Annotated in this window: 18 protein-coding genes; 5 read left to right on the forward strand and 13 right to left on the reverse strand. The window is 66.0% G+C overall.

The window, feature by feature from the left end; translation table 11 throughout:
* Nucleotides 1–9 precede the first annotated feature (9 nt).
* Genes AC1DYS_RS17535 through kefF form a run of 3 tightly spaced genes read right to left on the reverse strand, consistent with a single transcriptional unit; the run spans nucleotide 10 to nucleotide 3,499 of the window.
* The gene (locus tag AC1DYS_RS17535; RefSeq protein ID WP_477901394.1) at nucleotides 10–990 is read right to left on the reverse strand and encodes a M14 family metallopeptidase; all 981 of its coding nucleotides are present in this window, start codon (nucleotides 988–990) and stop codon (nucleotides 10–12) included.
* Nucleotides 987–2,837 carry a glutathione-regulated potassium-efflux system protein KefC gene (kefC, locus tag AC1DYS_RS17540; protein WP_477901396.1) on the reverse strand — a complete coding sequence of 617 codons (1,851 nt, stop codon included), beginning with the start codon at nucleotides 2,835–2,837 and terminating at the stop codon, nucleotides 987–989. Before kefC ends, AC1DYS_RS17535 begins: the two co-directional genes overlap by 4 nt.
* Nucleotides 2,837–3,499 carry a glutathione-regulated potassium-efflux system oxidoreductase KefF gene (gene kefF, locus AC1DYS_RS17545; RefSeq protein ID WP_477901398.1) on the reverse strand — a complete coding sequence of 221 codons (663 nt, stop codon included), beginning with the start codon at nucleotides 3,497–3,499 and terminating at the stop codon, nucleotides 2,837–2,839. The genes kefC and kefF overlap by 1 nt, the downstream gene beginning before the upstream one ends.
* A gap of 126 nt (nucleotides 3,500–3,625) precedes the next feature.
* Here kefF and AC1DYS_RS17550 point away from each other — a divergent pair, with 126 nt between their 5' ends.
* The 4 genes from AC1DYS_RS17550 (at nucleotide 3,626) to AC1DYS_RS17565 (ending at nucleotide 7,409) form a co-directional block, all read left to right on the forward strand.
* Nucleotides 3,626–4,243 carry a ParA family protein gene (locus AC1DYS_RS17550; protein WP_477901400.1) on the forward strand — a complete coding sequence of 206 codons (618 nt, stop codon included), beginning with the start codon at nucleotides 3,626–3,628 and terminating at the stop codon, nucleotides 4,241–4,243.
* Nucleotides 4,240–4,692, forward strand: coding sequence for a MaoC family dehydratase (locus tag AC1DYS_RS17555; protein WP_477901402.1), 453 nt, complete (start codon nucleotides 4,240–4,242; stop codon nucleotides 4,690–4,692). Before AC1DYS_RS17550 ends, AC1DYS_RS17555 begins: the two co-directional genes overlap by 4 nt.
* 99 nt (nucleotides 4,693–4,791) lie before the next feature.
* Complete coding sequence (locus AC1DYS_RS17560; RefSeq protein ID WP_477901404.1) at nucleotides 4,792–5,526, forward strand: response regulator; 735 nt, start codon at nucleotides 4,792–4,794, stop codon at nucleotides 5,524–5,526.
* A 5-nt stretch (nucleotides 5,527–5,531) separates the two neighbouring features.
* A complete protein-coding gene (locus tag AC1DYS_RS17565; protein WP_477901406.1) occupies nucleotides 5,532–7,409 on the forward strand; it encodes an ATP-binding response regulator in 1,878 nt (625 codons plus the stop codon).
* A 30-nt stretch (nucleotides 7,410–7,439) separates the two neighbouring features.
* Here AC1DYS_RS17565 and panC read toward each other — a convergent pair whose 3' ends face one another.
* From panC to AC1DYS_RS17615, 10 genes are all read right to left on the reverse strand, one after another.
* Complete coding sequence (gene panC / locus AC1DYS_RS17570) at nucleotides 7,440–8,273, reverse strand: pantoate--beta-alanine ligase (protein WP_477901408.1); 834 nt, start codon at nucleotides 8,271–8,273, stop codon at nucleotides 7,440–7,442.
* A 1-nt stretch (nucleotide 8,274) separates the two neighbouring features.
* Nucleotides 8,275–9,147 (reverse strand): 3-methyl-2-oxobutanoate hydroxymethyltransferase, encoded by an 873-nt coding sequence (panB, locus tag AC1DYS_RS17575; RefSeq protein WP_477901410.1) that lies wholly within the window; start codon nucleotides 9,145–9,147, stop codon nucleotides 8,275–8,277.
* The gene (bioB, locus tag AC1DYS_RS17580) at nucleotides 9,144–10,130 is read right to left on the reverse strand and encodes a biotin synthase BioB (RefSeq protein WP_477901412.1); all 987 of its coding nucleotides are present in this window, start codon (nucleotides 10,128–10,130) and stop codon (nucleotides 9,144–9,146) included. The genes panB and bioB overlap by 4 nt, the downstream gene beginning before the upstream one ends.
* A gap of 74 nt (nucleotides 10,131–10,204) precedes the next feature.
* Nucleotides 10,205–11,014, reverse strand: coding sequence for a segregation and condensation protein A (locus tag AC1DYS_RS17585; protein ID WP_052197946.1), 810 nt, complete (start codon nucleotides 11,012–11,014; stop codon nucleotides 10,205–10,207).
* A 61-nt stretch (nucleotides 11,015–11,075) separates the two neighbouring features.
* Nucleotides 11,076–11,276: a DUF3460 family protein gene (locus AC1DYS_RS17590; protein WP_477901414.1), complete on the reverse strand. Its 201-nt coding sequence runs from the start codon at nucleotides 11,274–11,276 to the stop codon at nucleotides 11,076–11,078.
* 71 nt (nucleotides 11,277–11,347) lie between these two features.
* The gene (locus tag AC1DYS_RS17595; protein ID WP_477901416.1) at nucleotides 11,348–12,019 is read right to left on the reverse strand and encodes a hypothetical protein; all 672 of its coding nucleotides are present in this window, start codon (nucleotides 12,017–12,019) and stop codon (nucleotides 11,348–11,350) included.
* 35 nt (nucleotides 12,020–12,054) lie between these two features.
* Nucleotides 12,055–13,725 (reverse strand): SulP family inorganic anion transporter, encoded by a 1,671-nt coding sequence (locus tag AC1DYS_RS17600; RefSeq protein WP_477901418.1) that lies wholly within the window; start codon nucleotides 13,723–13,725, stop codon nucleotides 12,055–12,057.
* A gap of 4 nt (nucleotides 13,726–13,729) precedes the next feature.
* Nucleotides 13,730–15,784 carry a methionine--tRNA ligase gene (gene metG / locus AC1DYS_RS17605; protein ID WP_477901420.1) on the reverse strand — a complete coding sequence of 685 codons (2,055 nt, stop codon included), beginning with the start codon at nucleotides 15,782–15,784 and terminating at the stop codon, nucleotides 13,730–13,732.
* Between the two features lie 73 nt (nucleotides 15,785–15,857).
* Nucleotides 15,858–16,913: a cupin-like domain-containing protein gene (locus AC1DYS_RS17610; protein WP_477901423.1), complete on the reverse strand. Its 1,056-nt coding sequence runs from the start codon at nucleotides 16,911–16,913 to the stop codon at nucleotides 15,858–15,860.
* Nucleotides 16,914–16,931: 18 nt separating this feature from the next.
* Nucleotides 16,932–18,146 carry an acyltransferase family protein gene (locus tag AC1DYS_RS17615; protein WP_477901425.1) on the reverse strand — a complete coding sequence of 405 codons (1,215 nt, stop codon included), beginning with the start codon at nucleotides 18,144–18,146 and terminating at the stop codon, nucleotides 16,932–16,934.
* A 166-nt stretch (nucleotides 18,147–18,312) separates the two neighbouring features.
* Here AC1DYS_RS17615 and apbC point away from each other — a divergent pair, with 166 nt between their 5' ends.
* Nucleotides 18,313–19,404: an iron-sulfur cluster carrier protein ApbC gene (gene apbC / locus AC1DYS_RS17620; protein ID WP_477901427.1), complete on the forward strand. Its 1,092-nt coding sequence runs from the start codon at nucleotides 18,313–18,315 to the stop codon at nucleotides 19,402–19,404.
* Nucleotides 19,405–19,484 lie beyond the last annotated feature (80 nt).

Below are 19,484 nucleotides of genomic sequence, written 5' to 3' on the forward strand. Positions count from 1 at the left end.
GCGGGAGATTCAACCGCGGCGGTTCAAGGCCCGGCTGCTCTTGAGCGCAAAGTAGAACCACTCGTTGCCCGGTGTCGCCGCCGGGTTGGGGAACACGATGAAGCCGTCGCTCGGCGCGCGCAGCACGGTGCCATCTGCGCGGGTGCCGATGGCCTCGCCGGCCTTCACCGGGTCGTAGCTGGCCCACTCGCGCGCGAAGCGGTCGTCGGCGTGGTGGCGGTCGGTCACCTCGGCCAGGCGCAGCAGTTCGATGTCGGCGCGCGCCGCCGGCGCCGGCTCGTCCACCAGCTTCAGGTGCGCGAGCGTGTTGCGGATGGCGCGGTAGGCCACTTCCGGCGAACGCGGGTCGGCATGCTGGCCGCATTCGAGCGTGATGGCGTAGCCGCCCTGGCTGCGCATGTACTCGGTGGTGCCCACGCCATAGCTGGGGTCGGTGCTGAGCATCTGTGCGCGGTCGGTCGGGGTGGCGCGTTGCAGCCGGTTCTTCACGCCCATGGCATAGGTGTCGAGCCAGCCTTCGACGATGCGGCGCGGGCCCAGGCGCAGCGCCAGCGCTTCTTCTTCGGCGGCGTGGGTAAAGGGCTCCAGCGTGCCCTTGTTGTCGGGCGGGCCGATCATTGCGAACGGTTCGCCGGCGGTATGGAAGGAGTGCAGGTCCAGCAGCACCTCGTGCGCGGCCAGCAGCGGGCACAGCACGTTGCCGATGCGGTCTTCGTAGTCTTGCGGATCGTCGTTGGGCCGCAGGTTGCGGTTGAGGTTGCGGTCGCCTGAGCGCTGGCCTTTCTGGGAGGCCAGCGGGTTGGTCACCGGAACGAAGGTCACGCTGCCGCGGGTGATCTGCAAGCTGCCGCTGTCGAGCTCGGCGAGCACGCGTTCGATGCCGCGTGTGCCGCAGGTCTCGTTGCCGTGCACGGCGCCGAGCACGATGAGCCGCCAGCCCGGCTGCAGCGCGTTGAAGCTGTGGGTTCGCAGGAATGATGTCGATGTCATGGTGCACCCTCGCTCGACTCAGCGACCGTTTCGTTGCTCCAGCCCGCTCGTTGCTTGCGCTCCTGGGCCTCTTCACGCTCCTTGGCCCAGAGCTGCTCCAACTGCTGCCGGCCTTGCTTGGCCACCGCGATGAGCTTGGCCTCGTCGGTGCGGTGCAGCGCCATCTCCTCCAGCAGCTCGATGTTATGGCGCCTGAAGCGCAGTGCCAGGTTGCGCGCCTGGTGGCGCTGCCAGCCCATCGCCTCGAGCACGGTGCGTCCGGTCATCAGTGCCGAGTCGAGCGTTTCGCGTTCGATGAGCGTGACGCCGCGTTCACGCAGGCCGTAGTAATGCGTCACGTTGCGCGCGCGCGCAATGACGGTCAGCTGCGGAAAGTTTTCTTTCACCACGTCGACGAGCTTCAGGCTCTGCTCCACGTCGTCGATGGCCACGACGATCACGCCTGCCTTGGCAGCACCGGCCGTGCGCAGCAGGTCGAGCCGCGTCGCGTCGCCGTAGAAGACCTGCCAGCCGAACTTGCGCAGGCTTTCGACCTGCTCGGCGTCGTGCTCGAGCACGGTGGCGCTGATGCCGTTGGCGAACATCAGCCGGCCGACGATCTGGCCGTAGCGGCCGAAGCCGGCAATGATCACCGGCGCGTTTTGAGGCTCGCTGATCTCGTCGACATTGACCGGCTTGTGCTTGGCCAGCAGCGGGATCCACCACTTGTCGGCCGCCACCAGCAGCAACGGCGTCAGCAGCATCGAGATGGCGACGGCCGCCACCAGCAGCGACGAGGTGGCCGCGTCGATCACGTTGGCCTGTGTCGCTGTCTGGAACACCACGAAGCCGAATTCGCCGCCCTGTGCCAGCAGGATGATGAACACCGGCCGCTCGGGCTTGGGCAGCGGCATTGCGCGCCCCATGCCCCACAGCACGGCCGCCTTCAGCGCGAAGAAGCCCAGCACGACGGCGGTGATGAGCAGGGGCTGCTTGAGCACCACCGCGAAGTCGATGCTCATGCCCACGGCGATGAAGAAGAGACCCAGCAGCAGGCCCTTGAAGGGCTCGATGTCGGTCTCGAGTTCGCGCCGGTATTCGCTTTCAGCCAGCAGCACGCCGGCGAGAAAGGCCCCCAGTGCCATCGACAGGCCCACCGCCTGCATCAGCGCTGCGGTGGCCACCACCAGCAGCAGCGCGGCGGCGGTGAAGATCTCCGGTGTGGCACTGCGGGCGATCCAGCGCAGCGCGGGGCGCAGCAGCAGACGCCCGCCCAGCACGATGGTGGCGATCACGCCGATCGCCTTGGCCGCCGCCAGCCACGCGCCGCCTTCGGCATGCACACCCTCGGTGGCCGCCAGCAGCGGCACCAAGGCGAGGATGGGGATGGCCGCGATGTCTTGCAGCAGCGCCACGCTGAGGAGGCTTTGCCCGCTGGTGGTGGCCATGAGGTTGCGCTCGCCGAGCACGCCCAGGCCGATGGCGGTGGACGACATTGCCAGCCCGAGCCCGCCGACCAGCGCGAGCTGCCAGGGAACGCCGAACGCCATGGCGATGGCCATCAGCACCGCAGCCGAGCCGAAGAGCTGCACGCTGCCCCAGCCGAAGATCGGCTTGCGCAGCGACCACAGGCGGCGCGGCTCCAGTTCGAGGCCCACGAGAAAGAGCATCAGCACCACGCCGAACTCGGCGAAGTGCAGCATGTCTTGCGGGTCGGTCACCAGCCGCAGGCCCCATGGCCCGATGGCAATGCCCGCTGCCAGGTAGCCGATGATGGAACCGAGCCCGAGCTTCTTTGCCACGGGAACGGCCAGCACAGCCGCGCCGAGGTAGACGAGGGTGCCGGTCAGCCAACTGCCGTGTTCCATCAGGCAGCCTCGGCGTTGTGTACGGCCAATGCGCCGTCGACGGTGTTGGCGGCTTCTTCTTGCGGGCGAGCCGAGAGCGGCACCTCGCAGGCGACGCACTCTTCCATCCCTTCGAGCTCGGGCCAGGCCGGGTAGCTGGCGAGGTGAGCGGACAGCGTCCTGGCATGCGCGTCGAGGTCGTGGTGGCTCACCTTGTGGGCACCGTGCAGCACCATGGGCGGCAGGAAGCGCATGCCGCAGAGGGCGGCGGTCTGTTCGTAGGGGGGCATGAAAGCTTCGAAGTGATATCGGTTGTAGCTGGTGGGTTGGTACGAATCGTCGGGGCCGCCGGTGCTGGCGACCAGCCACAGGTCTTTGCCCTTCAGCACTTCGCCACCGGGCCCGTAGGCCCACCCGAAGGCGAGCACCTCGTCGACCCAAAGCTTCATCAGCGGGGGCATGTGGTACCAGTGGATCGGGTGCTGCCAGACCACCAGCTGTGCGGCTGCGAGGGCGGCCTGCTCGGCAGCCACGTCGATCAGATAGTCGGGGTAGAGCGAGTAGAGGTCGCGTACCTGCACCCGCGGCACCTCGGCGGCGGCGCGCATCAGCCGGCGGTTGATGCGCGACAGCTCCATGTGCGGGTGGGCCGTGATCACGAGGATGTCGGTCGCTTGGGTCATGGGTAAGTCTTGAGTTAGGAGAAGCGGGCGCCCGTTAACATAACCGCAAACGTCAGGCTGTACTGGACAAGTCCCCGCCATGCGCGGCGAAGACTTCTTAAGTAAGTCCATAACTCGGGAGCAAGCATGCCGGTGATCGTGGTGGCTAATCCGAAGGGAGGGGTGGGCAAGACCACCTTGTCGACCAACGTGGCAGGTTACCTCGCCCACGCCGGGCATGCGGTGATGCTGGGAGACGTGGACCGCCAGCAGTCGGCGCGCACATGGCTCTCGCTGCGCCCCGAAGCGCTGCCCAAGATCACCAATTGGGACGTTGCGCACGACGAGGTCGTGCGCCCGCCCAAAGGCACCACCCACGTGGTACTCGACACCCCCGCCGGTCTGCACGGCAAGCGGCTCGACGAGGTGATGAAGATCGCAGACAAGGTGATCGTGCCGCTGCAGCCGAGCATCTTCGACATCCACGCCACCCATGCGTTCATCAGCGAATTGCTGGCGCACCGCCGCGGCGACAAGGTTTCAGTGGGTGTGGTGGGCATGCGCATTCGCGAGGGCACCATCTCGGCCGACCAGCTGCGCAGCTTTCTTGGCACCTTGGAGACGCCGGTCGTCACCTTCCTGCGGGACACTCAGAACTACGTTCACCTCGCTGCCCGCGGCCTCACCCTGTGGGACGTGGCGGCCAGCCGGGTCGAGCGCGACATGGAACAGTGGCAACCCCTCATCACCTGGATCAGTGCATGAAGATTTTCGAGAAGATTTCGGACCTGCAGTCGCTCGTCGGCCAGGAACTCGGCGTCAGCGAGTGGATGACCGTCACGCAGGAGCGGATCAACAAGTTCGCCGACGCGACCGGCGATCACCAATGGATCCACCTCGATGCCGAGCGCGCCAAAGAGGGCCCCTTCGGCACGACGATAGCGCACGGTTTTCTCACGCTGAGCCTGTTGCCCGAGATGACGGCCTCTGCCTTCCGTGTCACGGAAACGAAGATGGGCGTGAACTACGGGCTGAACAAGGTGCGCTTCCCGTCGCCGGTGCCGGTGAACAGCCGCCTGCGCGGGCGCTTCAAGCTCATCGAATACATCCCGCTCGAAGGTGGTGCGCAAATGACCGTTGAATGCACGATGGAGCGCGAAGGCTCGACCAAGCCGGTGTGCGTGGCCGAATCGCTGGCCCGTCGGTACGCCTGAAACCGGGGAGACACACCTTTCGACCCCCATTGGAGGGAGGCTTTGTCTGCGAGGCCTGGCATAGGATCGCCACTCGCACACACCTATGGGGGAACAACAATGAAGGTCTTGCTGGTCGATGACCACCCGCTGATTCTTTCGGCGCTGCAAACGGTCATCAAGGGGTTGGGGGACCACGTCAACGTGGTCGGTGCGGGCAGCGCCCGTGCCGCCCGCGAGGCACTGAAGGCCGCGGACGATTTCGACCTCGTGCTGCTCGACCTGCAACTCGGCGATGCCGACGGCTTCGACCTGCTGGTCGAATTCCGCGCCGCCTACCCGGCGCTGCCGGTGGTGGTGGTTTCGGCCTCCGACCGCGCCAGCGACGTGATCCGCTCCATCGACCTCGGTGCGATGGGCTTCGTGCCCAAGCGCGCCACCAACGAGACGCTGTTCGAAGCCTTGCACATGGTGATGTCGGGCGGCATCTACGTGCCGCCGATGAGCATCGGCGTGGACCCACCCGCCACGCGGCGCAGCACCGACGTCGTCAACGGCCAGCTCAACGTCGTCAACAAGGAAGCCACCGACAGCGGCTTCCAGACCCAGCCCAGCCTGGCCTCGCTCGGGCTCACCCCGCGCCAGACCGATGTGCTCGCATTGCTGTTGCAGGGCAACCCCAACAAGCTGATCGCTCGCGAACTGGGCCTCTCGGTCGAGACCGTCAAGGACCATGTGGCTGCCGTGCTGCGCGCACTCGGCGTGAGTTCGCGCACGCAGGCCGTGCTGGCCGTCAGCCAGATGAGCCAGCAGCATGGCGGCTTCTCCGCCTGGCGCGGTAGTACGCCGCGTTGACACCGATGGTCACGATCCAGCCCGGCCGCGACAAACTCGCATCATCGGGTGCCCCTGAAGCCGCGGCCGACGTCGACGCCGCGACCCGCGCGATGCTCGAAGACCAGGCCTCTGCCGAGCGCGTGGCCGACATCTATGCCTACTTGCCCACCACCACGGTGGCGATGATCCTGGGTGTGAGCGTCACGGTGAGCCAGTTCTGGAAGCTGGTGCCGCGGCCCGGCATGCTGGCGTGGCTGACGGTGCTGGGCATTCTCGGCCTGGTTCGGGCCTGGATGTCATACGGCTTCGGCCACCGCAAGAATGACGATCGCGAGGCTCTGCTTCGCTGGTACCAGGCCTGGCGCGCCACGACCTTGTGTGCCGGCATGCTGTGGGGCGTGGCGGCGTGGTTCTTCTACGGCTACGGCGGCGCCTCGGAGAAGGTGATCCTGATCCTCACGATCTACAGCTTCTGCATGGCCGGCATGCAGATTCTTTCGCCGCAGCACAACACCTTCTACGAATTCTGCGCACTGTGCCTGGTGCCGCTGATCGTGCGCGTGGCGCTGCCCGGCGATTCGAAGAGCCTGCTGCTGGCGGCCTACCTGCTCGTCGTCTTCGGCATCACGGTGATGCTGGCGCGCCTGTACCGAAAGAACAATGAAGGGCTGATGCAGATCAAGGTGCGCGCCGATCAGCTGTTGATCCAGCTGCGTGCCGAGAAGGCCGCGGCCGACAAGGCCCGGCAGGAGGCGGAGGTGGCCAACAGGGCCAAGACGCAGTTCTTCGCCGCAGCCAGCCACGACTTGCGGCAGCCCTTGCACGCCATGGGCCTGTTCGCAGAAGCGCTGCGCCAGCGCAGCCACGATGAAGAGGTGACCCATCTCGTGGCCAGCATCAACGGCTCGGTGGATGCCCTGGAGGGGCTGTTCTCGGAGCTGCTTGACATCACCAAGATCGACACCGGCGGCGTCGACGTGACGCCCGAGCACTTCAACGTCGGCGAGATCTTCCGCAAGCTGCGCCTGCACTTCGAGCCGGTGGCCTTCGAGAAGGGCCTGAGCCTGCGCTTCCGCGGAGCGGGCCACAACATCCATGCCGACCCGGTGCTGGTCGAGCGCATCATGCGCAATCTCGTCTCCAACGCCATCCGCTACACCAACGACGGCAGCGTGCTGGTGAGCTGCCGGCGGCGTGATGGCCATCTGTTGCTGCAGGTGTGGGACACCGGCATGGGCATCCGCGAGCGCGAGCAGGAGCACATCTTCGAAGAGTTCTATCAGGTGCCCTACAGCGAAACGCTGTCGCCGCAGCAGCGCAAGGGGTTGGGTCTGGGGCTGGCGATCGTCAAGCGCCTTGCTGGGCTGATCGACGCGCCGCTCTCGCTGCGCTCCGAACTGGGCCGCGGCACGGTGTTTTCGTTGCAGCTGCCGGTCGGCAAGGCGCCCCGCGTCCGCGGGCCGAGCGACGTGGCCGGCAAGGCACCGCTCGGCATCACGCTCGACCGCAAGTTCATCGTCGTCGTTGAAGACGAACCGGCGGTGCGCGGCGGGCTCGAGGTGCTGCTGAAGGGCTGGGGGGCGCAGGTGGCGTCGTTCGAGACGGTCGAGGCCAGCCAGGCCTGGGCTCAGGCGGCCGACCCGATCAGCTCCCGGCCCGATCTGCTTATCGTGGACTACCGACTGGAGCAGGGCCGCACCGGTGTCGAAGCTATTCAGGCCTTGCGCCAGCGCTTCGGCAGCGAGGTGCCGGCCATCATGGTCACCGGCAGCACCATGACCGGCCACGAGGCCGAAGCCCAGGAACACGACTTCCACCTGCTGGTGAAGCCGGTGGTGCCCAACAAGCTTCGGGCCATGATCGGCTTCAAGCTGGGCGTGCGGTCACCTTCGAATTCCTAGTCCGCTTGGCCCAGGCCGAGTGGGCCGGTGTCAGAACTCGAGGTTGTCGATCAGCCGGGTGTTGCCGAGGCGGGCGGCACCCAAGGCCACCAGCGGAGCGATGGCATCGCTCGTCTGGGGCGGCAGCAGGTCGCTGCGGCGGCGTACCGTCAGGTAGTCGGGCTGCCAGCCACGTGCCGACAAGGCGTCGCGGGCTTGCGCTTCGAGCTGATCGAGCGCTTGCGGTTGGGCGCGAAATCCCTCGGCCAGCTGCTTCAGCGTTTGCGACAAGGCCAGCGCTTCGGTCAGTTCGGTGGGGCTCAGGTAGCCATTGCGTGATGACAGGGCCAAGCCGTCGCCTGAGCGGCGCGTTTCGCCGCCTTCGATCGCCATCGGCAGCGCGAACTGCTCGACCATGCGGCGGATCACCATCAGCTGCTGGTAGTCCTTCTTGCCGAACACCGCGATCTTGGGCTGCACGATCGAGAAGAGCTTCATCACGACGGTGCTCACGCCGGTGAAGAAGCCGGGGCGGAAGTGGCCTTCGAGGATGTCGGCCAAGGCTGGGTCAGGGATCACCTTGAAGGCCTGTGGCTCGGGGTACATCTCGCGCTCGTCCGGTGCGAACACGAGATCGCAGCCAGCACCTTTCAGCAGCTCGGCATCGCGCGGCAGCGTGCGCGGGTAGCGGTCGAAGTCTTCATGCGGTGCGAATTGCAGCCGGTTGACGAAGATGCTGGCCACCACCGGTACGCCATGCTGCTTCGCCTGGCGTACCAGGGCGAGGTGGCCTTCGTGCAGGTTGCCCATCGTGGGAACGAAGGCGCATGACTGCGGACCCGGCAATGCCGCCCGCAGTTCGGCGATGGTGTGCAGAATCTTCATGTCAATAGCCGTGCAGTGCATCGTCCGGGAAAGTGCGCGACTTCACATCGGCCACATAGCGCGCAATCGCCGCTTCAATCGATGGCGCGCCATCCATGAAGTTGCGCACGAAGCGCGGTAGCTTCCCTTGAGTCACGCCCAGCATGTCGTGCAACACCAGCACCTGGCCCGAACAGCCCTGGCCGGCACCGATGCCGATGGTGGCCATTGCCACCTTGGCGGTGATTTCACGGGCCACCGCCGAGGGCACAAGTTCGAGCACGGCCATCGCGGCGCCGGCGTCGGAGAGTTCTTTGGCGTGCTGGAGCAGCGTGGCCGCGCCATCGGCGCTGCGGCCCTGGATGCGATAGCCGCCCAGCGCGTGTACCGACTGCGGCGTGAGGCCCAGGTGGGCACACACCGGCACGCCGCGGTCGACGAGAAAACGCACTGTCTCGGCCGTCCAGCCGCCGCCTTCGAGCTTGACCATCTGCGCGCCGGCCTGCATCAGTGCGGTGGCGCTGCGCATGGCCTGCTCGGGCGACTCTTGATAGCTGCCGAAGGGCAGGTCGCCGATCAGGAAGGTGTTGCGGTTTCCCGCCGCCACGCAGCGCAGGTGGTACGCCATCTCATCCACCGTCACCGGCAAGGTGCTGGGGCGGCCCTGCAGCACCATGCCGAGCGAATCGCCGACCAGCACGCAGTCCACGCCAGCAGAGTCGACCACCTTGGCGAAGCTCGCGTCGTAGCAGGTCAACATGACGATGGGTTCGCCGGCCGCCTGCATCTCGCGCAGCTTGTGCAGCGTCATCGGCTTGCGCTCTTTCGCAGCCGATGCACCACCGCCGTAGAGGTTCGGCACCGAGGCGGCCGCGCCGGCGGCGGCGTCCGTCATGACGTCTTCATCCCCAACCGGTCGAGCAACTCGCGGTCGGCTTGAACGTCGGGGTTGCCGGTGGTCAGCAGCTTGTCGCCGTAGAAGATCGAGTTGGCGCCGGCCATGAAGCACAGCGCCTGCACGGCGTCGCCGAGTTGCTGGCGGCCGGCCGACAGGCGCACACGCGAGGTGGGCATCGTGATGCGGGCCACGGCGATCGCGCGTACGAACTCCAGCGGGTCGAGCTTGGCCTGGCCGTGCAGCGGCGTGCCTTCGACCTGCACCAGGTTGTTGATGGGCACCGACTCGGGGTACGGGTCGAGATTGGCGAGGGCGGCGATCAGCGCGGCGCGCTGCGTGCGCGTCTCGCCCATGCCGACGATGCCACCGCAGCACACCTTCACGCCGGCACCGCGCACGCGCTGCAGGGTGTCGAGCCGATCCTGGTACTGGCGGGTGCTGACGATGTCGCCGTACTTGTCGGGCGCGGTGTCGATGTTGTGGTTGTAGTAGTCGAGGCCGGCCTCTTGCAGCGCTTCGGCGTGGCCGTCTTCAAGCATGCCGAGCGTGGCGCAGGTCTCCAACCCGAGCGATTTCACCGCGCTGATCAGCTCGGCCACTTTCTCCACATCGCGGTCCTTCGGGCCGCGCCAGGCGGCGCCCATGCAGAAGCGCGTGGCACCGGCGGCCTGTGCGCGGCGGGCCGCGTCGAGCACGGCTTCGGGTTCCATCAGCTTGCTGGCTTCGACGCCGGTGTCGTAGCGGGCCGCTTGCGGGCAATACGAGCAGTCTTCCGGGCAGCCGCCGGTCTTGATCGACAGCAGCGTGGAGAGCTGCACCTCGGTTGGGTCGAAATGCGTGCGGTGCACCGTCTGTGCCTGGTGCATCAGCTCGGCGAAGGGCAGCGAGAACAGCGCCTCGACCTCGGCCACCGACCAGCGCTCGGGGGTGTCGACAGGAGCGGCGGGGCGGGGGTGGACACGAACGGCGGCTTCTTGCATGGATAGGTCTCCAGGGGGCACGGCGCGCAGTCTAACGAGATGCGCCGGCGCGGTGGCGGGATGGTCGTGGGGCCTCAGGCCGGCTGGTAGGCCAGGCGCACGTAGATGGGCGCGAACGCCTCGGCTTGCGTCACTTCGAGCAGGTGCTCGCGCGATAGTTCGAGCATGGCGATGAAGGTCACCACCAGCACCTGCGGGCCGCGGCTCACGTCGAACAAATCTTCGAACATGGCAAAGCGACGGCCCTGCAGGCGGCGCAGCACGATGCTCATGTGCTCGCGCACGCTGAGCTGCTCGCGGGTGATGGTGTGGTGCTGGGTGAGCTTGGCGCGCTTCAGGATGTCTTGCCAGGCGGCACGCAACTCGTCGGCGTCAACGTCGGGGAAGCGGGGGCTGAGCGACTGCTCGATGGTTACCTGGGCCCGCAGGAAATCGCGGCCGATCACCGGCAAGCGGTCGAGCCGGGCGGCGGCCAGCTTCATCTGCTCGTATTCCAGCAGGCGGCGCACCAGCTCGGCACGCGGATCTTCGGGTTCTTCACCTTCGGCCACCTTTTTCGGCGGCAGCAGCATGCGGGACTTGATCTCGATCAGCATCGCTGCCATCAGCAGGTATTCGCTCGCCAGCTCGAGGTTGGTTTTGCGGATCTGTTCGACGTAGGCCAGGTACTGGCGCGTCACGCTGGCCAGCGGGATGTCGAGGATGTTGAAGTTCTGCTTGCGGATCAGGTAGAGCAGCAAGTCCAGCGGGCCTTCGAAGGCCTCGAGAAACACCTCCAGCGCATCCGGAGGGATGTAGAGGTCGTGCGGCATCGTGAACAGCGGCTCGCCATACAGGCGCGCGACAGCCACGTGGTCCACGACTTCCGGCGCCGGCGGCGCCATCACTTCATCACTCACAGGGGTCTCAAGCGGTCAGCCCGGCGCGGCGACGTGGGGGCCGTCATCAGCGCTTGGTCTGATAGACGTAAGGCTGCTGCGCAATCCGCGCATCGTTGTATTCGGCCTGCGTGGAGCGGTCGATGGGCTTGTCCCACAGCAGCGCACGGCCCTGGCGTTGCTCGTCTTCCAGCGTCGGCTTCTTGGCCTTGAGCTCATCGATGAACGACGTGACGTCGGATTTGTAGGCTTTCCAGAACAGCGGCATGGTGATGGGGCGCCAGAGTGAAGGCCGCGATTTTAGCGGGCTTGGAAACTGGCCCCGTTCAGCGGCCCCCTTCAGGCCTCGACCCGGCGCACGTTCTCCGCCTGCTGCAGGAACTGGTTTGGCTCGCCCACGATCCAGCGGGCCAACTGGTCGAGCAGGTCGGAACCCACCTTGTGCGCAGGGAAGTCGGCCGTCACGGTTTCCAGCGTGTCGAAGTTGCTGATCTGGAAGCGCAGCTTGCCTTCGTCGTGGTTGGGTAGTAGGCGAGCCGACAGCGTCAGGTCGGCGGTGAAGCTGAACTTCACTTCTTCCAGCCGGCCATTGTTGGGGTCGCGCACCCATTGGGTGTCGGGCGTGATGCCCGCCTGCCGCAGGCGTGATTCCAGCTTTTCAATTTCTGGCGGGAAGTCCTTGCTCATCTTGACCGTGCGACCTGTCTTCTGCAAGCCGTGGATCACGATGAAGTCGTAGACCTCAAGTTCCCGCAGCTGTTTGCGGCGCGCGTCGACACGAAAGTCGCAGCGCTTCAGGCCGTCGATGGCTGTGGTCTTGTCCAGCAAGATGCGCAGCGGCGGTGTCGGCAGCAGCACATTGAGTTGCGGCGCCAGGTCCGTCCAGTACTGCAGCGTGGTCTTGCAGGCGGCTTCGACGAGCGCCGCGTTGCGTGCGAGCGTGGCGAAGTCAACTGTCTGCTGTGTCTTGAGCGCGTCTGCTTGGCGCTTCAGGTCGTCTAGAAACCCCATCTTGTTTTCCCCTCGGGCGAAGCGAAAAGCATAGCTCAGGCGACCTCGGTCGCGCGGGCCAGCGCAGCCCCCAGGTGAGCGGTAATGTTCACCTCGCCCAGCTCGGCGTCGAACGCAGCGCGGTGGATCATGGCACGCGGCTGCTCGTTCAGGTCGCACAGCACGAGCTTCACGCCCTGGCGCGCCAGCGCGCGGCGCAGCTGCATCAAGACGTCCAGGCCCGAGTTGTCCATCGACACCAGCTGGTGCATTTCGAGCACCACGGCGCGCGTGCCTTCGGGAAGGCTATGCGCCACGGCTTCGACCTTGCTGACGGCGCCGAAGAAGAGTGCGCCATAGAGCCGGTACACCCGCACGCCGGGCGGGCTGTCGGGCGCAAATTCGACCCGGAACAGCATGCTCATCCGGTAGATGAAGAAGCAGCAGGCGAGCACCAGGCCAACCTGCACCGCCACCGTGAGGTCGAACACCACGGTGAGGAAGAAGGTGCCGAGCAGTACCGTGCGGTACGGCACGCTGAAGTGGCGCAGGCGGGCGAACTCGTGCCACTCGCCCATGTTCCAGGCGGCGAACAGCACGATGCCGGCCAGCACGGCCAACGGCACGTTCAACGCCAGCGGGGCCGCGGCCAGCACGATGACCAGCAGCGTCAGCGAGTGAACGATGCCGGCGACCGGGCTGTAAGCCCCGGCGCGGATGTTGGTCACGGTGCGGGCGATGGTGCCGGTGGCTGGGATGCCGCCGAAGAAGGGCACCACCATGTTGGCCACGCCCTGCGCCATGAGCTCCTGGTTGGGGTCGTGCCGGGGGCGGTCGATGAGGTTGTCGGCAATGCGCGCGCACAGCAGCGACTCGATGGCACCGAGCAGTGCGATGGTCAGCGTGGGGAACAGGAGCTCCTTGGCGCTCTGCCAGCTGAATGGCGGCAGCTCGAGCGACGGCAGGCTCTGGGGGATGCCGCCGAAGCGTGTGCCGATGGTCTCGACCGGCAGCTTCAGCGCGAAGGCGAGCACTGAGAGGATGAGCAGCGCGACGATGGGCCCCGGCACGCGCGAAGCCGTGCGCAGCGTACGGCCTTCGAGTAGGGCCGGCGGCAGCAGCGAGCCGTTGGCGAACAGGCGCGGCCAGCCGAACAGCATCAGCACGCACAGCCCGCCGAGCCCCAGCGCGTAAGGGTTGAAGCTGCCCAGGTGCGTGAACAGCGCATAGACCTGTGCGAAGAAGTCGCTCGGCAGCTTGTCGATCCGCAGGCCCAGCAGGTCCTTGATCTGCGAGAACGCAATCAGCACCGCGATGCCGTTGGTGAAGCCGATCACGATGGTCACCGGGATGTAGCGCACCAGCGCACCGAGCTTGAACAAGCCCATCAGGAACAACAGCGCGCCGGCCAGCGCGGTGGCGATCAGCAGGTTGGTCAGCCCGTAGCGCAGCAGGATGCCGTAGACGATGACGATGAAAGCGCCCGCCGGCCCGCCGATCTGCACGCTGGAGCCGCCGAGCGCCGAAATGATGAAGCCCGCGATGATGGCGGTGAAGATGCCCTGCTCGGGTTTGACACCCGAGGCGATGGCAAAGGCCATGGCCAGCGGCATGGCCACGATGCCAACGGTGACGCCGGCGCCCAAGTCGGCGAAGAAGTGCTGGCGCTGGTATCCCTTCAGTGCATCCAGCAGGCGAGGCCGAAATGGATGCAGGTGAAGGGACATGGGCTCAGCGTACCCGCAGGCCCGGTGTGGCGCCTGGCCAGGGCTCGAGCACGTAGAGCCCGGGGTGGTTCTTCTCGTCCGCGTGCGAGGCGGCCAGCACCATGCCTTCGCTGATGCCGAACTTCATCTTGCGCGGGGCGAGGTTGGCCACCATCACGGTGAACTTGCCGACCAGGTCTTCGGGCTTGTAGGCGCTCTTGATGCCGCTGAAGACATTGCGCGTCTTGCCCTCGCCCACGTCGAGCGTGAGCCGCAACAGCTTGTCGGAACCTTCGACGTGTTCGCAGTTGACGATCTTCGCGATGCGCAGGTCGACCTTGCTGAAGTCGTCGATCTTGATCTCGGCGGCCAGCGGCTCGCCGCCGGGGGGCGGCGCTTCGACAACGGCGGGTTCGAACAGGGCGTCGAGCAGCTTGGGGTCGACGCGCTGCATCACGTGCTTGTACTCGCCGATGGTGTGCGAGCCCAGCGCGCGGTTCGCGTCGTCGAAGCTCATCGGCGCCACACGCAAGAACGCCTCGATCTGCGCTGCCAGGGCCGGCAGCACCGGCTTCAGGTAGATCGTGAGCAGGCGGAAGGCCTCGATGCACACGGTGCACACGTCGTGCAGGCGTGCATCCATGCCCTCCTGCTTGGCCAGCTCCCAGGGCTTGTTGGCGTCGACGTACTCGTTCACCCGGTCGGCCAGCAGCATCACCTGGCGCAGCGCCTTGCCGTAGTCGCGCGACTCGTAGAGCTCGGCGATCATTTCGCGATCGGCACGCAGCAGCGTCAGCAGCGCTTCACCGTCTGCGGCAATCTTGCCCAGCTCGCCGCCGAAGCGCTTGGTCAGGAACCCCGCGGCACGGCTGGCGATGTTGATGTACTTGCCGATCAAGTCGGAGTTGACCCGTGCGATGAAGTCGTCGGGGTTGAAGTCGATGTCTTCCACGCGGCCGTTGAGCTTGGCGGCCAGGTAGTACCGCAGCCATTCAGCGTTCATGCCCAGCTGCAGGTATTTCAGGGGCGAGATGCCGGTGCCGCGGCTCTTGCTCATCTTCTCGCCGCTCAGTGCGAGGAAGCCGTGCACGAAGATGTGGTTCGGGACCTTGCGGCCGCTGAAGTGCAGCATCGCCGGCCAGAACAGCGTGTGGAAGGTGATGATGTCCTTGCCGATGAAGTGGATCTGCTCCACGTTCGGGTCGGCCATGAAGGCGCTGAAGTCACGCCCGGTCTTGTCGAAGTAGTTCTTCAGCGATGCGAGGTAGCCCACCGGCGCGTCGAGCCACACATAGAAGTACTTGCCCGGCGCGTCGGGAATCTCGATGCCGAAGTACGGCGCGTCGCGGCTGATGTCCCAGTCGTTCAGGCCCACGTGGCCCAGCTCGTCGGTTGTGAACCATTCCTTGATCTTGTTCAGCACTTCTGGCTGAAGGCGGGGCGTGCCATCGGCCGCCGCCTCCGCGGTCCAGGCTTTCAGGAACTCGACGCAGCGGTCCGACGACAGGCGGAAGAAGAAGTGAGAGCTGCTCTTGAGCACCGGCGTCGCGCCGCTCAGCGCGGAGTACGGGTTCTTCAGGTCGGTGGGTGCGTAGACGGCACCGCAGTTCTCGCAGTTGTCGCCGTACTGGTCCTTCGTGCCGCAGCGCGGGCATTCGCCCTTGATGTAGCGGTCAGGCAGGAACATGCTCTTCACCGGGTCGAAGAACTGCTCGATCACCCGCTCCTCGATCAGCTCGTTCTCACGCAGCGCACGGTAGATGTCTTGCGCCAGCGCGTGGTTCTCGGGACCGTCGGTCGAGTGCCAGTTGTCGAAGCCGATGTGAAAACCGTCGAGGTACTGCTTGCGTCCGGCGGCGATCTCGGCCACGAACTGCTGCGGCGTCTTGCCGGCTTTCTCGGCCGCGATCATGATCGGCGCGCCGTGCGCGTCGTCAGCGCAGACGAAGTGCACCTCGTTGCCCACCATGCGCTGGAACCGCACCCAGATGTCGGCCTGGATGTACTCCATCATGTGCCCGACGTGGAAGGGCGCGTTGGCGTAGGGCAGGGCGGTGGTGACGAAGAGCTTGCGGGTCATGGGGCGTCTCGATGCGGATGCCGGGCCAACCCGGCAAGAGAGCCGTCGATTCTAGGTGCGCGCCGCAGCCCGGTCACCAGTTGTGGATCGACGGATTCTTGAAGCTGTACTGGTTCGGCACCGCGAGGTTCGAATACGAGAAGGACAGGCTCACGTCGAGCGAGCGCACCTGGTGCCACCAGCCCAGCGGCAGGAACACCGTGTCGCCGGGTTCGGCGATCACCTCCAGCACCTTCACGTCCTTGAAGTCGGGGTAGCGGTACAGGTCGGGCGCGTCGAGGTCGATCGGGCTGTAGACCTCGTAGTGGTTGTACAGGCGCGGCGTGTCCAGCGGCGAGATGAAGCGCCAGCGCTTGCGGCCGACGATCTGCGTGTGCATCAGCATCAGCGTGTCGTGGTGCAGTGGCGTCACCGTGCCTGCCGGGCCGAACCAGAACGACGAGCGTTGCGGCAGCTCGTCGCGGTTGCACACCTCGTGCAGCGTGCCGATGTCTTTCAGCAGCGGTGCGAACTCGGGGCGCCGAAGGGCCTCGTTGTTGGCGGTGAGGTAGTAGTCGTTGGTGGCGCCGCCAGCGAGCACCTGGTCGACGAAATCGGCCAGCCGAACCTTGCGCTGGTGGTTCATCTTGTTCTGCTCGTACTTCGGGTCGGCGCTGCGCTCGGCCTGGATCTGCACGTCGAGGTGGCCGAAGCGGGTCTTCAGGTCTTGCGGCGACCAGTTCTTGAGCGCCGGCCAGTCGGCGGCCACGCCGGTGAGCACCAGCGGGCGGCTGCCCCACACGTAGCGCTCCATGAACTCGTGCAGCGGCACGTGGCTGCGCTTCTCGACGCGCTCGTAGTGAGGCGCCATCTCCCACAGCTTCTGCTGGTTGGCCATCACCGACTCGAGCTTGTATTGCAGCTGCTGGATCTTGCGCGCGGCCAGGTAGGCCGGGTCGGTTTCCATGCGCGCTATGGCGATGGCGCAGGCCTTCGGGTCGAGGCCGCTCTGCGCCATCGTGATCACCATCGACTCGGGCGTGCAGTTGCGCAGCCGGTTCTCGGCAATCCACTGCAGCCATTCGGCGTCAACGGGCTTGGTGCCGGGTTTCAGTTCGCGTGGGGGAGGACAGGTGTCGATGGAGCTCATTGAGGTGCTTCAAAAAAACTAGGCCAGCGCCAGTGTGCCGGCGGGTTGCTTGGTGCCGCGCAATCGCCGGCGCCACGGGACTTCGATCTTCCGGTAGCAGACCACCGAGAGTGCCACAGTCCCGGCGAGGAACAGCGCGTGCACGAGCGGTGTGCCGGCCGAACCAAGAAAGTTCATGCGCAGGAAGGTGGTGACCGACCAGTGAATGATGTAAAGCGCATAGCTCGCCTCGCCCAGCAGCACGAGCTGGCGGTTCTCCAGGCGCGTGCCGAGCCAGGTGGGCCCGCTGGCGAGGGCAAGGATCAGCATGGCGAAGGGCAGGATGTAGGCGGCGTACTTCACCGACACATCGGCGAGCCACCACCACGCGCTCGGCCCGGTGTAGTCGACTGACATGACGCGCAGCGCAATCGCCACCAGGCAGGCGACGATCGTAAGGTTACGGCCGCGCTCGCTGTTGAACAGGGCCGAGCCCGCGTATCGCAGCTGCCCGCGCGTGTTGAGAAAGTAGTGGCCCGCCAGGCATCCGGCCAGGAACTCGCTGTAGCGCAGCAGCGGGTTGTAGACCATCACGATGTACTGAGTCTGCGGCTCGAAGCGCCAACGAAAGTTCATCGCATGGATCACCAGCGCATACAGCGCCGCGCCCAGCGCGATGGTGGCCGCGAAGGCCAGGATCAGCCACCCTACCTTGCGAACATGCCGCGCCAGCAGCACGGTGACGAATGGAAAGGTGGCGTAGAAGAAGAACTCTGCCGCGACGCTCCAGGCAGGCGTGTTCCAGAACATCGCGTAGGGCACGGCGGGTACCCAGGCCTGCAGGCCCACGAGGTTGAGCAGCCACGATGCCCAGTACAGGTGCCCATCGTTCGCCAGTTGGCCGGCTTGCGCGCGCTCGATCAGGTGCCACGGCGTGTCGAGCAGCAGGCCCAGCACGTAGATCGGGTAGATGCGCGCGAGCCTGAAGCGCTGGAAGCGCCAGTAACTGCCGTCGGCCACGCCTTGCGAGAACCAGTCGCGGTACTTGTAGGTAAGGATGAAGCCGCTCAGGATGAAGAAGAACGTGACCCCGAACTGCCCCGCGACGATGACCTTGAACAGCCACTGCGGCATGTTCCCCAGCAGGTCGCGGTAGTGCAACACCACGATCGCCAGTGCCGCCACGAAGCGAAGGCTTGTCAGTGCGTGGAGCGGCGGGCTCTTGTCGTCGGAAGAAGTCTGGGGCTGATCCACGGACTGAGCCTTGGGTTGAGTGTCTGCAAGATTGTAAGAAGCGGCATGTAGTACAGGGGGCGTTCTGGCGTCTGCTTACGCTTGCTACAACAACCCCCTGGAGCCGCCTCAATCCGGGCAGGCGACTAGACTGCGTATTCCTCCCGCAACTTCCGCCTACCCACCCATGGCCCCCAGCGAGCAGGCGCTCTTAGCCGCCATCCAGACCGTCATCGACCCCAACACGGGCAAAGACTTCGTCAGCACGAAACAGCTGAAGAACCTGCGCATCAACGGCGGCATGGTGTCATTCGACGTCGAGCTGGGCTACCCGGCCAAGAGCCAGATCGCGTCGTTGACCGCGGCGCTGACCCAGGCCGCCAGCGGCGTCGAAGGCGTGGCCGGTGTGTCGCCCACGCTGGTGACAAAGATCGTGCCGCATGCCGTCCAGCGCGGCGTGCAGCTGCTTCCCAAGGTGAAGAACATCGTCGCCGTGGCCTCGGGCAAGGGTGGCGTGGGCAAGAGCACCACTGCAGTCAACCTGGCGCTGGCGTTGGCGGCCGAAGGCGCCAGCGTGGGGGTGCTCGATGCCGACATCTACGGCCCCAGCCTGCCGATGATGCTGGGCCTGTCGGGCCGGCCGCAGAGCGAAGACGGCAAGACCATGGAGCCGATGCGCAACCACGGCGTACAGGTGATGTCGATCGGCTTCCTGGTCGAGGCCGACAACGCGATGATCTGGCGCGGCCCGATGGCCACGCAGGCGCTCGACCAGCTGCTGCGCCAGACCAACTGGCAAGACCTCGACTACCTGATCGTCGACATGCCACCCGGCACCGGTGATATCCAACTCACGCTGAGCCAGCGTGTGCCGCTCACCGGCTCGGTGATCGTCACCACGCCGCAGGACATTGCCCTGCTCGATGCCGTGCGCGGCATCAAGATGTTCGAGAAGGTCGGCGTGCCCATCCTCGGCATCATCGAGAACATGGCCATGCACGTGTGCTCCAACTGCGGCCATGTCGAGCACATCTTCGGCGCGGATGGCGGCCGGCGCATGGCCGAAGAGCTCCGCATGGACTACCTCGGCGCCTTGCCGCTGAACATCGGCATTCGCGTGCAGACCGATTCGGGCGCGCCGACCGTCGTCAGCGACCCCGACGGCGAGATCGCCGGCATCTACAAGGCGATGGCGCGCCAGCTCGCGGTGAAGATCGCGCAGCGCACGAAAGACTTCTCGTCGAAGTTCCCGACCATCACGGTGTCCAAGGACACCTGATCGGCTCGAGGCGCGGCGCCGGCCATTTTTCCGGAGCTGCGCCGGCATCTGCTCGCTATCATCCAGCGGCCCGTGGACCG

Source organism: Rhizobacter sp. P2_G4 (assembly GCF_056403575.1).

Coding starts and splice junctions, on each gene's coding strand:
- AC1DYS_RS17595 (WP_477901416.1), bottom strand. CDS start 12,019: ATGGGGTTTCTAGACGACCTGAAGCGCCAAGCAGACGCGCTCAAGACA.
- bioB (WP_477901412.1), bottom strand. CDS start 10,130: ATGCAAGAAGCCGCCGTTCGTGTCCACCCCCGCCCCGCCGCTCCTGTC.
- AC1DYS_RS17590 (WP_477901414.1), bottom strand. CDS start 11,276: ATGCCGCTGTTCTGGAAAGCCTACAAATCCGACGTCACGTCGTTCATC.
- AC1DYS_RS17535 (WP_477901394.1), bottom strand. CDS start 990: ATGACATCGACATCATTCCTGCGAACCCACAGCTTCAACGCGCTGCAG.
- AC1DYS_RS17565 (WP_477901406.1), top strand. CDS start 5,532: ATGGTCACGATCCAGCCCGGCCGCGACAAACTCGCATCATCGGGTGCC.
- kefF (WP_477901398.1), bottom strand. CDS start 3,499: ATGACCCAAGCGACCGACATCCTCGTGATCACGGCCCACCCGCACATG.
- metG (WP_477901420.1), bottom strand. CDS start 15,784: ATGACCCGCAAGCTCTTCGTCACCACCGCCCTGCCCTACGCCAACGCG.
- AC1DYS_RS17555 (WP_477901402.1), top strand. CDS start 4,240: ATGAAGATTTTCGAGAAGATTTCGGACCTGCAGTCGCTCGTCGGCCAG.
- AC1DYS_RS17585 (WP_052197946.1), bottom strand. CDS start 11,014: ATGGCGCCGCCGGCGCCGGAAGTCGTGGACCACGTGGCTGTCGCGCGC.
- AC1DYS_RS17600 (WP_477901418.1), bottom strand. CDS start 13,725: ATGTCCCTTCACCTGCATCCATTTCGGCCTCGCCTGCTGGATGCACTG.
- kefC (WP_477901396.1), bottom strand. CDS start 2,837: ATGGAACACGGCAGTTGGCTGACCGGCACCCTCGTCTACCTCGGCGCG.
- panB (WP_477901410.1), bottom strand. CDS start 9,147: ATGACGGACGCCGCCGCCGGCGCGGCCGCCTCGGTGCCGAACCTCTAC.
- panC (WP_477901408.1), bottom strand. CDS start 8,273: ATGAAGATTCTGCACACCATCGCCGAACTGCGGGCGGCATTGCCGGGT.
- AC1DYS_RS17550 (WP_477901400.1), top strand. CDS start 3,626: ATGCCGGTGATCGTGGTGGCTAATCCGAAGGGAGGGGTGGGCAAGACC.
- apbC (WP_477901427.1), top strand. CDS start 18,313: ATGGCCCCCAGCGAGCAGGCGCTCTTAGCCGCCATCCAGACCGTCATC.
- AC1DYS_RS17610 (WP_477901423.1), bottom strand. CDS start 16,913: ATGAGCTCCATCGACACCTGTCCTCCCCCACGCGAACTGAAACCCGGC.
- AC1DYS_RS17560 (WP_477901404.1), top strand. CDS start 4,792: ATGAAGGTCTTGCTGGTCGATGACCACCCGCTGATTCTTTCGGCGCTG.